We start from the raw sequence: 11,218 nt of genomic DNA on the forward strand, positions 1-11,218 counted from the left end.
TCTTTATAAAAAAACAAAGGGATTCTAGTGGGTGAATATGACGAATGCGTGACACAAAACTCAGCATTTCCTCTACTTTCCAGACTACATCTTCTTAACAGACTAAATAATGGGTACTATCATGGGCGACATCCCCAATGTAGGCGAGATAAGTAGCCATTTTGGAGGATGAGAAACTTTATGCATTAGTATCAACCTCTACACATTTTTGAGTTAGCATTCTTTTGTTCAAAACTTGTAAGAGCAATTTCTAAAGAGGTTATTGTGAATTTGAAATCTATTACTGCTCAATCAGTCGTTGCTTTGTCCCTTGTGTCCGTCTGCTCAATGAGCCAAGCGGGTTTTCTGGACAACCTGTTCTCGAGCTCAACAAAAGAACCCGTTGCTCTTTCTACGACAACTCAGGAGATCATGAAAAATCATCCCGTTTGGGTGATTGACGGAAAAGATACTTCCGCTTGGTCTGTCGTTGAAGGGAAAAAGCCGCGCCGCGGAGCAGCTCCGCTGCTGCTGAAGCAAGACAGAGGTGACCTTGGTCTGATTCCGGCTCAAACAGATGCCGGCTACATTGCAACCAAAACCGAAAAGATCTCTCTTTCTTATCCGACCAGCATCGTCTTCGAAAAGAATGGCACCGCTCTCCTTAAGTTCGGTGCAAGCAAGAGCCCCGTCCAAATCGGTATCAAGCTTCGTGCCTTCGACGTCAGCGGATTAAAGATGTCCGAATTCCTGAAAAACCGCAAAGGCGAACCTCTTGCCGAAGCTGAGAAAGTCGGTAATGAAGTTTTCCCGGCCGGATCTATTGCCTACAAGGCCGACACAACCTTCCTGAATGACGAAATGGTCATTCCGATCAACCAGAACTTCACAAGCGCCTCCACCAGCGACGAACTGCTGAAGAATTTCTCTTCCATTCCGTTCTGCCTCAAACGCGTCTCCGGCCACGCCTACGGCATTATGTTTGATAAAGCCGATCCGAAGGCTGTGAGCGGCACTTTCCGCGTGACTCCGGTTAAGAGAGAAACCATGTTCTGCACCCCGACAGGTGAAGCCCCAGTTGCGACCGGTAAATGGAACGTTGTCAACAACGGCCGCTCTCATGCTGTCGTGCTGACCATGCCGAAGGAAGTCACACCTGCTGAATACGGTATTGAAGAACAGGAAAGCGGCGTCTCCAAGATGGCTTTCGTGGCCCCGGGCAAAGGCGACAAGATTTTCCGTCCGGGCAAATTCTTTGCTAAAGGAACTACTCTGGAAAGCCGTCGTTTCTTCTTCAACACAACAGCTGCCGAAGCTATTCTTAAAGCAGCCAAGTAGTTAGAAAAAATCAGAGTTTTCTGATTTTCAAGCCCGTTTCCTGTCGTGGGAGACGGGTTTTATTTATGCCGCTACTCAGTAAGAAAAAATCCTGAACTCAGTAATGAAATTCAGGATTCTTGTTTTTGAATTTTAGTTTCTACGAGAAAAACTCTCTGTCTTCATCGGGGAACGATTCGACATCTGCCCAGCCTGCTTTGCCGTAGGCATAGCGGAAAATATCCGCTCCCTGCTCACGGATCAAAGCTGTATCGCTTAACGTGCGACGCCAAACTTTCGCTCCTGCCAAGCCCGTCAGCAGTCCGTGCATATGCCGGCAGCAGGCCCGCAGAGAATGATCATCCGGCTTAATGAAGCGAACATACTCTTCCATGGCGTCGATCACTCGATCGCGCGTCACGGGAGCGTGTTCGTCGTTGTAAAGGCGGGCATCAACATCAGTGAGAAGCCACGGTGTGTAATAAGCGGCTCGACCCAGCATAACGCCGTCCACGTGTTTGAGTTCGGCTTCACATTCGCCTAGATCCTGAAGCGCGCCGTTAATGACAATGATCGCTTCCGGAAAATCTTTCTTAAGCTGATAAACCACTTCTCTGCGAAGCGGCGGGATTTCACGGTTTTCTTTTGGCGACAATCCCTTCAGCCATGCATTACGGGCATGAACAATAAAAACACGAACGCCGGCATTAAATAACGTACCGACAAAGTCACGCACAAAACCGTAATCATTATTGGCATCAATACCGACGCGATGTTTGATGGTGACTGGCAGATGAGTTGCGTCCTGCATGGCTTTAACGCAATCCGCGACCAAGCCGGGTTCGGCCATTAAACAAGCACCGAACGAGCCTTTCTGCACACGTTCGCTCGGACATCCGCAGTTAAGATTAACTTCGTCATATCCCCATTGCTGAGCAAGCTTAGCGCCGTGGGCCAGATCCTTCGGATCGGATCCTCCGAGCTGCAGAGCAACCCGATGCTCCGCTTCGGAAAAATCAAGATGATGGGGAACATCGCCGTGAACCAGCGCTCCGGTCGTCACCATCTCGGTGTAAAGTCGAGCACGATGAGAAAGCAGACGATGAAAGTATCTGCAATGGCGATCTGTCAGATCCAGCATCGGTGCGACACAAAAGCGCCACCCGATCGGGTCGTAAACATTATCTGTCATGAAAGGATTCCGTCAATGTAGTACCAACGGCCGTTTTCTTTTACAAATCGGCTGTTTTCTTTCAAAGTGATCATATTTCCGGCATCGTCTCGTGCTTTCGCAACGAATTTCACACGTGCCGTTGTCTCCGATAAAGGCATGAAGGCCTCAATCTTGAGACTGCGCCAATGGAGCGGCTCAAAATCTAATTCTTTGGGGCGGGTGCTCTCGTGCCAGGTTCTGAGAAGATAGTCCTTGTCTTCCTTCACGAAAGCCGTATAGCGAGAACGCATAAGCGCCCTCGCATCGGGTGCGGGGGCGCCGGCAAGAAGCGGCCCGCAGCAGTCTTCATAAGGCTTGCCGCTGCCGCACGGACATTTGGGTTTAGATTCCCGGGCCAACGCGACTGTCTCCGCGTGCAGCACGGCGGCGTTCGAATTCCTTCAGCCAGCGCTTACGGATACGAATGCTCTTCGGTGTGATTTCAGCCAGTTCGTCATCGTTGATGAATTCAACGGCACTTTCCAGTGTCAGCTGAATCGGAGGAACAAGACGAATGGCTTCGTCGGTACCTGAAGCACGAATGTTGGTGAGTTGTTTTCCCTTAATCGGGGTCACGACAATGTCGTTGTCACGAGAGTGAACACCGATCACCATGCCTTCATAAATAGGTTCTCCCGGACCGATGAACAAACGTCCTCTTTCCTGAATCTTCCACAGAGCATAAGCAACGGCGTTGCCGTCGTCCTGGCTGATGATGGCGCCGTTGCGGCGTTCACCCAAGTCTCCGGACTTAACAGGACCGTACTCATCAAACACATGGCTCATGACACCGGTGCCGCGAGTCATCGTGAGAAAGTCGTTCTGGAAACCGATCAAGCCACGGGCGGGAATGCGGTATTCGAGACGAACACGACCTTTTCCGTCCGGCTGCATGTCCTGAAGGTCGCCCTTTCTGCGGCCGAGCTCTTCCATGACGGGACCTTGATGGTTTTCTTCCACGTCAACGGTCAGCATTTCGAACGGCTCCATCTTGACGCCGTCGACTTCTTTGTAAACGACGCGCGGACGGGAAACAGCTAGTTCATAGCCTTCACGACGCATGTTTTCAATCAAAATCGTCAGGTGCAGTTCACCGCGGCCGGCCACTTCGAAAACGCCTTCGTTGTCGGTCGGTTTCATGCGCATAGCAACATTGCTCTTTAATTCGCGTTCAAGACGTTCGCGAATCTGACGACTGGTGACGAATTTGCCTTCCTTACCAGCCAGAGGGCTGGTGTTGACATGGAAGTTCATCGTCAGAGTCGGTTCGTCAACGTGCAGGAGCGGCAGCGCATCCGGATGGTTCACATCGGTTAAGGTAGTACCGATGCCGATTTCTTCGATACCGTTGATCAGAACGATGTCGCCGGCTTCAGCCTCGTCAACCAGTTTTCTTTCCAAGCCCTGGAACTTCAGAACCTGATTGACCTTGGCGCGCTTCGGTTCGGAATCCGGGCCGTTCATGATCAGAACTTCCTGAAGCGGTTTAATGCGGCCGCGCTTAATACGGCCGATACCGATCTTACCGACGTAGCTGGAGTAGTCCAGAGAGGAAATCTGCATCTGCAGAGGACCGTCAGGATCGTCGTCACGAACCGGAACTTTTTCCAGAATCGTGTCGAAAATCGCCTTCATGTTTCCGATCTTCTTCAGTTCTTCAACATCATCCGTGAAACCGGCAAACCCGTTCAGAGCAGAAGCGTAGATCACAGGGAAGTCCAGCTGTTCTTCTGTAGCGCCCAGTTTGTCGAACAGATCAAAGGTTTGGTTGATAACCCAGTCAGGACGAGCGCCCGGACGATCAATCTTGTTAATCACAACAATCGGTTTCAGACCTAAAGCCAACGCTTTCTTGGTCACGAAACGAGTCTGCGGCATCGGGCCTTCTACCGCATCCACGAGCAACAGAACGCCGTCAACCATAGACAAAACGCGTTCGACTTCACCGCCGAAGTCCGCATGTCCCGGGGTATCGATGATGTTGATGTGGGTGCCTTCGTATTCGACGGCGCAGTTTTTCGCCAAAATCGTAATGCCGCGTTCGCGTTCGATGTCGTTACTGTCCATCACGCGCTCGGCAACAGCCTGATTGGCACGGAAGGTGCCGGACTGTTTCAGCAGCTGATCCACCAACGTGGTTTTACCATGGTCCACGTGAGCAATAATCGCAATATTTCTAATCGCTCGAGTCATATTAAAAATTATCTATCGTTGTCTACAAACGAAATTAATCGATCCGGCGCCAGGACTCCGTCGGAAGTCAAACGTCCGACGCCGAGTAAAAATTCAGTTTTTTCAGCTGAGATACCGTACACACGCACTTTAGCCTCCTCGATCGAACGCTCGTCCGTGCGTACCTTCATACCGTTCAGAAACTTCTTAGTCGCTTCTTCATCTAGCTTGACGGGCGCAAGACTCTGCAGCAATCGATCCGGAGGAAGCAAAACAGCAATGCGCTGCTCCTCAGTCATGCGTTCAAACAGATCCAAATCCACAGCTTCTTCAATGTGGAGATCGGCAATAGCCGTCCTCCGCAGCGTCTTTAAATGGGCGCCGCAGCCTAAGGCTTCGCCTATGTCTTCCCCAAGCGTACGAATATAGGTACCCTTGGAGCAACGCACCAGAAGGGTGACTTCAGGCGGTTGGAAGTCCACGATGTCAAGTGAGGATATTACTACTTTACGGGGCTCTCTCTCGATTTCTTCACCTTTTCTTGCGAATTTATACAAAGGAACTCCGTCCTTTTTCAAGGCTGAATACATCGGAGGTATTTGAACGATCTCTCCTCTGAATCTCTCTAAAACGGCACAGAATTCTTTGAAGGTAAATTTCGGCTCGGCCGAAAAGATGACTTCGCCTTCAGCGTCTCCTGTAGAGGTCTTTTCTCCGAACTTCACCGTCGTTAAATATTCCTTATCGGCGTTGAGTAAATCGGCAGAAAACTTTGTCGCTTCCCCGAAACACAAGGGAAGCAGTCCGCTTGCTAAAGGATCAAGCGTGCCGGTATGGCCGGCTTTTTGTGCATTCAGAAGGCGGCGTGCCTTCTGTAAAGCGCTATTGCTCGACAAACCTACCGGCTTATCGAGCAATAAAACGCCGTCAATTTTTAAACCTTTGCGACGACGACCCAATTATTCACCTTTGACTTTTTCTCCGTCCTCTTCGCGAGCCTGACGGATCAGCTGATCCATTTCAAAGCCGCGTTCGACGCTCTTGTCATAGACAAAATGCAGCTGAGGAACGGTGTGAATCTTCAAAAGCTTGAAGATTCTGGAGTGAAGCATCGGAGCTGCGCTGTTCAAAGCCTCGGTGGCTTCCTCAGGCGTAGAACCGATGGACGTAAAGTAGATCGTCGCATGTGCGTAATCAGGAGTAATTTCGCACCCTGTCAGCGTTACGAGACCAGTCTTCGGGTTGCTTACTTCTTTCTGAATCAGTTCGGCAACGTCACGCTGGATTTGGTCCGCAATACGGTTGGCGCGTCCCGGTTTGGTGGGTTTAATCATTTTTCAACTCCTCAATAAAACCAGCTAAATACAAAGGAGCCCGAAAGCTCCTTTGTGTTCAGGCTATATCAATCTCAGATCGTTCTTGCGACTTCCTCGACCTCAAAGATTTCGAGTTTGTCATCGACCTGAATGTCATCGTTTCCTTTCAGAGAGATGCCGCACTCGGCACCGGCCTTGACTTCCTTAACGTCGTCTTTGAAGCGGCGCAGAGAGTTAATCTCACCTGTCCAGATAATCACATTGTTGCGCAAAAGACGGGCATGAGAGTTGCGTCTGACGACCCCTTCGAGCACCATGCAGCCTGCCACTGCGCCCACTTTGGGGACGCGAATGACCTGACGGATTTCAACGAGACCTACGTGGTTTTCGCGGCGTTCCGGAGCTAGCATGCCGCTCATGGCAGCCTTAACATCATCTACGGCGTCGTAGATGATGTTGTAGTAGCGGATGTCGATGCCGTTGTTTTCAGCCAGTTTTCTAGCCAATGCATCGGCACGGACGTTGAAGCCTAAGACAACAGCATTGGAAGCAATCGCCAAGTTGATATCAGATTCACTGATACCGCCTACGGCTGCGTGAACCACGCTGACCTTAACTTCATCGGTAGAAAGTTTGGTCAAAGCGTGAACCAAAGCTTCCTGAGAGCCTTGAACGTCGGACTTGATAACCAGAGACAGGGTCTTCTGGCCTTCCGGATTCTGACCAAAAAGACCGCCGAGTTTGTCATTGACCTGGCGAGCCAGCTTAACGTCACGGTACTTGCCCTGACGGTAGTTGGCCAATTCACGAGCCTTACGCTCTTCGGAAACGACGATGAGTTCGTCACCGGCCTGCGGAACGTCGGAGAGGCCTTGAATTTCCACCGGGATGGAAGGACCGGCGCTCTGAACCGACTTGCCGTTTTCGTCAACCATGGCGCGAACGCGACCGAAAGTGGCGCCGGCCAAGACGATATCACCGCGCTTTAAGGTACCGGCCTGAACGAGGACGGAAGCAACCGCACCCTTACCGCGGTCAAGGCGGGATTCAATCACGACGCCCTTAGCAGGACCTTCTTTCACAGCCTTCAATTCAAGAATTTCGGCCTGCAGAAGAACGTTTTCAAGCAGCTCGTCAATGCCCTGTCCGCTCTTAGCAGACACGCAGACGAACGGCACGTCGCCGCCGTAATCCTCAGGGATGACTTCGTTGGCAACGAGTTCCTGTTTGACACGATCAGGATTAGCTTCCGGTTTATCAATCTTGTTAATGGCAACCACCAGAGGAACGTTGCCGGCCTTCGCGTGAGCAATAGCTTCCTTGGTCTGCGGCATCACGCCGTCGTCGGCTGCAACCACCAAAATAACGATATCGGTTACCTGAGCACCGCGAGCACGCATGGCCGTGAAGGCTTCGTGTCCCGGGGTATCCAAGAAGGTAATAATGCCTCTCGGGGTTTCAACGTGGTAAGCACCGATGTGCTGTGTAATACCGCCGGCTTCGCCTGCGGCAACACGAGTACGTCTGATGTAGTCCAGCAAAGAAGTCTTACCGTGGTCAACGTGACCCATAATCGTCACGACCGGAGGACGAGGTTCCTTCGGATAGTTGGCCAAAGCCTTGGCTTCTTCTTCAGCCAGGAAGGCTTCCGGATCTTCCGGTTTAGCGGCGATCGCACGATGACCCATTTCTTCGACCACAATCATGGCCGTTTCCTGGTCAAGCATCTGGTTGATCGTCACCATCTGGCCGAGCTTCATCATCTGTTTAATGACTTCAATGGCCTTGACGCTCATCTTCATAGCGAGATCAGCGACAGTGATGGTTTCCGGAACTTCAATGTCCTTAACAACGGGTTCCTGAACAGCAGGAGTCTGCGGTCTTCCGCCCTGGCCCTTGTTGTTCTGGTTCTGGTGCTTGTTGCCGCGTTTGTTGCGGCGGTCATTCTTCCAGCCGCTGCTTTCTTCCGAAGAGTTGTCGCCGCCGCGGGTCTTGAGAGTGCGGCGTTTCTGATTTTCGTCGCCCCAGTTGTCTGCGTTCTTAGCGTTGTTCTTCGTACCTTTGTTTTCTTTCTTGACGCTGTTCTTGTGAACCTTCTTCTGTTCCTGCGGTTTTTCTTCCTGAGCCGGTTTCTTAGCGGTCAGAACCTTCTTCGGAGCAGACATCATTTCTCGAATAGCGCGAGCTTCGGCTTCAGCAGCGCGGCGAGCAGCATCTCTGTCGGCTTCAGCCTTGACAGCGGCTTCCTTAGCTTCTTTAGCAGCACGAGCAGCGGCCTCGGCTTCTGCCTTAGCTTTCTCTATGCTGCGCTCTGCCTCAGCCTTCTGTCTGCGTGCAGCTTCTTCGGCTTTAGCCTTTTCCTGTTCGGCTTTGAGTTTGGCAGCACGTTCGGCCTCTTCTTTGGCCTTGCGTTCGGCCTCTTCCTTAGCGCGGGCAGCAGCTTCTTCAGCTAAACGACGAGCTTTTTCTTTCTGCTCTTCCATTGCCTTCTTGGCTTCTTCGCGGGCTTTATTAACGACATCCGGGTTCTTCACCAAAACGCGTTTGCGGCGCACTTCCACTTGAACGGCGTGAGAGGAACCTCCTCCGTTCTGAGTGATGACGCTCTTTTCCCGCTTTGTCAGCGTAATTTTGCGGCGGCCTGCATTCGAGCTGCCGCGGGCAACCTGCAGGGATGTTAAGAAACGATCCTTATCAGCTTCGCTTAATTCGTCGGCGGGTGTGCTCTGGGAGAGGCCGGCTTCCTTCAACTGGGAAAGGAGGGTCTCAACCGGCAAATTCAAGTCGGCGGCTAAATCTTTAACAGTGGTTTTTGCCATATTCCTATATTCCCTCCTTTGTATTAGCTCCAGCTTTCGCGAGCCTTTGTGATCAGGGCGGCAGCCTTGTCGTGGTCAATACCCGTCATTTCAACGAGTTCGTCCGTAGACAAATCGGCAAGCTGATCAAGGGTCTTGATGCCGGCAGGCTTCAGTTTATTTGCAATTTCATGAGTCATCCCCGGAAGGTCGACAAGAGATTTGTCGGCCCACTTGAGGAGCTCTTCACGTTCAAGCGCAGAAGTCAGCAATGCCGTTCTGGCTCTGGAACGCAGTTCTTTAACGGTATCTTCATCGAACTGTTCGATGCTAAGCAGTTCTTCTTCCGGCAGATAAGCAACTTCTTCAAGTGTCTCAATGCCGTTTTCAATCAGAACCTGAGCAACTTCCTCATCGATATCGAGGCGGTCGCAGAGTTCCTGGCGACGCGGAGCGATTTCATCTTCACGCTTCTTAGCCGCCTGGTCGTCATCCATCACTTCAATTTCCCAGCCGGTCAGCTCGGAGGCAAGACGCTTGTTGACGCCGTTGCTGCCGATTGCGATCTTGCTGTTGTCAAGGTCAGGGGTCACGACTTCAACCTTGTGTTCGTCTTCATGGACGATGATGGAGGAAATCGTTGCGGGAGACAGCGCGCTCATGACGTATTCGGCAGGCTGATCAGCCCAGCGGATAATGTCGATTCTCTCATTCATCAGTTCGCCGGAAACGGACTGAATACGAGAGCCTTTGACACCGATGCAGCTTCCGATCGGATCAATGCGCTTGTCCTTAACCTGGACGGCAACTTTGGCACGGATGCCGGGATCGCGGGCAATGCCCTTGATCTCAAGCAGGCCTTCGTTGATTTCGGGAACGACCTGACGCATCAGTTCGCCCAAGAATTCATTGCAGGTACGGGACAGGGTGATCTGCTGCTGTCTGGAGGTCGGATCGATTTTCAGAACATAAGCGCGAACACGATCGCCCGGACGGAGGTTTTCCATCGGGATCATCTGATGTCTAGGCAGACGAGCATCGATGCGGCCGATTTCGATAATCGCATCGCTCTTGTCAAAGCGCTTGACTTGGCCGGTGACAACCTTAACGTCCTTGTAGCGTTCAAGGAATTCGTTTAAAAGCTGATTACGCTCGGCTTCTCTCAGGCGCTGAATAATGACCTGTTTTGCGTCTGTCGCAAAACGACGGCCGGTTACGTTGACATCGGGCAGAGGCTTACGAACATAGTCGCCGACATTCATTTCGCCCTGGTCGCTGTAGTCTTCCTTAGCCTCCCACTGAAGAATCTGACGATCCGGCTCCTGAAGGCCCTGTTCGTCAGGAACGACTAACCACTGACGCCAAACTTTCTGGTCGCCGGTTGTCGGGTCGACTTTGACGACGATATCTGCGTCTTCGCCCGGGAACTCAGCCTTTTTAACTGCGCTGGCCAAAGCACTTTCCAATGCAGCCAGAACGACGGACTGACCAACGTTCTTTTCGTGGGCGAGGACTTCCACCATTGTTAATAAATCACGGCTCATTATTTTGCACCTCTGAAATTCAGGTCGGGCACGAGGTTAGCCCGCTCAACATCATTAAAGGGGAAGGTAACGGTCACTGCAGGCGTGTCACTCTTGGCCTTGGTTTTGGCAGCGCGCTGCTTTTCAGCCGGAGTGCGTGCAACACGATTTTCCGAGAGTGTCATCGTGATCGAGGGGTTGTTTTCATCACCTTCAACGGCGTCAAGGGTTCCGTCCAAACGACGGCGGCCGTTTTCGGGAAGACCTTCACCGGTGATCGGAGCAAAAAGTTCGACGTGAACGTTCTGTCCGACGAATTTCACAAAATCACGAGGACGTTTCAACGAACGATCAACACCCGGAGAAGACACTTCAAGACGATCGTAGTCAACGTTCTCAACCGTCATTGCGTTGTTGAGCTGGTTGCTGACTTTTTCGCAGTCGTCCAAAGTAATCCCGCCGTCTTTATCGATCGTGACGCGGATCAAACCGCGCGGGAGTTTTTCCACATCGACGAGCTCGTAACCCAAGCCTTCGACGGTGGCATCGATCATTTCAAATAATTGTGTCGAAACTGCCATTGCAGATTTAACCTCAATACCTAAGTAAAAAAAAATGGGCTTCAAAGCCCATCTCTTAAAAAATTCTTTTTGATAGGTGCTCGACCGACCGAAGGCCTTTCGAGCGCTTTATGACGCATACAACGCGCCTTAAAGCAAAAACTAGCGCAATTGTACATCATGGACAACTCTAATAGACAGATTTTTCGTAACTTTTCAAGACATAACTCTTTCATTTCCACTACTGTCCAAAATAAATTTGAACGATTGACATAGCCCCAATGCAAACATGCTGGCGATCCGATAAAGTTGATTTTTGCGAAATAAACAAACGGAACGC

At 51.3% G+C, this 11,218-nt stretch carries 10 protein-coding genes; 1 reads left to right on the forward strand and 9 read right to left on the reverse strand.

What is annotated here, in order from left to right:
• Positions 1–264: 264 nt before the first annotated feature.
• Positions 265–1,317, forward strand: a complete 1,053-nt coding sequence (locus tag ACZND6_RS01820; RefSeq protein ID WP_293737415.1) for a hypothetical protein — start codon at positions 265–267, stop codon at positions 1,315–1,317.
• 139 nt (positions 1,318–1,456) lie between these two features.
• On the opposite strand, the gene dusA is transcribed toward ACZND6_RS01820, so the two are convergent.
• The 9 genes from dusA to ACZND6_RS01865 all read right to left on the reverse strand — a co-directional run.
• Positions 1,457–2,488, reverse strand: a complete 1,032-nt coding sequence (gene dusA, locus ACZND6_RS01825; RefSeq protein WP_008810950.1) for a tRNA dihydrouridine(20/20a) synthase DusA — start codon at positions 2,486–2,488, stop codon at positions 1,457–1,459.
• Positions 2,485–2,868, reverse strand: coding sequence for a YchJ family protein (locus tag ACZND6_RS01830; RefSeq protein WP_039895886.1), 384 nt, complete (start codon positions 2,866–2,868; stop codon positions 2,485–2,487). The genes dusA and ACZND6_RS01830 overlap by 4 nt, the downstream gene beginning before the upstream one ends.
• Positions 2,852–4,702, reverse strand: a complete 1,851-nt coding sequence (gene typA / locus ACZND6_RS01835) for a translational GTPase TypA (RefSeq protein ID WP_008810948.1) — start codon at positions 4,700–4,702, stop codon at positions 2,852–2,854. The genes ACZND6_RS01830 and typA overlap by 17 nt, the downstream gene beginning before the upstream one ends.
• Before the next feature lie 8 nt (positions 4,703–4,710).
• Positions 4,711–5,640 carry a tRNA pseudouridine(55) synthase TruB gene (truB, locus tag ACZND6_RS01840; protein WP_008863559.1) on the reverse strand — a complete coding sequence of 310 codons (930 nt, stop codon included), beginning with the start codon at positions 5,638–5,640 and terminating at the stop codon, positions 4,711–4,713.
• Positions 5,641–6,015, reverse strand: a complete 375-nt coding sequence (gene rbfA / locus ACZND6_RS01845; RefSeq protein WP_008863558.1) for a 30S ribosome-binding factor RbfA — start codon at positions 6,013–6,015, stop codon at positions 5,641–5,643. It lies immediately after the preceding gene.
• A gap of 74 nt (positions 6,016–6,089) precedes the next feature.
• A complete protein-coding gene (gene infB, locus ACZND6_RS01850; protein ID WP_155165095.1) occupies positions 6,090–8,816 on the reverse strand; it encodes a translation initiation factor IF-2 in 2,727 nt (908 codons plus the stop codon).
• A 23-nt stretch (positions 8,817–8,839) separates the two neighbouring features.
• Complete coding sequence (gene nusA, locus ACZND6_RS01855) at positions 8,840–10,339, reverse strand: transcription termination factor NusA (RefSeq protein WP_293737417.1); 1,500 nt, start codon at positions 10,337–10,339, stop codon at positions 8,840–8,842.
• Positions 10,339–10,899 carry a ribosome maturation factor RimP gene (rimP, locus tag ACZND6_RS01860; RefSeq protein WP_300816813.1) on the reverse strand — a complete coding sequence of 187 codons (561 nt, stop codon included), beginning with the start codon at positions 10,897–10,899 and terminating at the stop codon, positions 10,339–10,341. The genes nusA and rimP overlap by 1 nt, the downstream gene beginning before the upstream one ends.
• A 41-nt stretch (positions 10,900–10,940) precedes the next feature.
• On the reverse strand, positions 10,941–11,218 hold a 278-nt coding region (locus tag ACZND6_RS01865; RefSeq protein ID WP_489524330.1), incomplete at its 5' end, for a hypothetical protein.

This window comes from Parasutterella sp. (assembly GCF_057870745.1).

Coding starts and splice junctions, on each gene's coding strand:
- typA (WP_008810948.1), bottom strand. CDS start 4,702: ATGACTCGAGCGATTAGAAATATTGCGATTATTGCTCACGTGGACCAT.
- rimP (WP_300816813.1), bottom strand. CDS start 10,899: ATGGCAGTTTCGACACAATTATTTGAAATGATCGATGCCACCGTCGAA.
- dusA (WP_008810950.1), bottom strand. CDS start 2,488: ATGACAGATAATGTTTACGACCCGATCGGGTGGCGCTTTTGTGTCGCA.
- nusA (WP_293737417.1), bottom strand. CDS start 10,339: ATGAGCCGTGATTTATTAACAATGGTGGAAGTCCTCGCCCACGAAAAG.
- rbfA (WP_008863558.1), bottom strand. CDS start 6,015: ATGATTAAACCCACCAAACCGGGACGCGCCAACCGTATTGCGGACCAA.
- infB (WP_155165095.1), bottom strand. CDS start 8,816: ATGGCAAAAACCACTGTTAAAGATTTAGCCGCCGACTTGAATTTGCCG.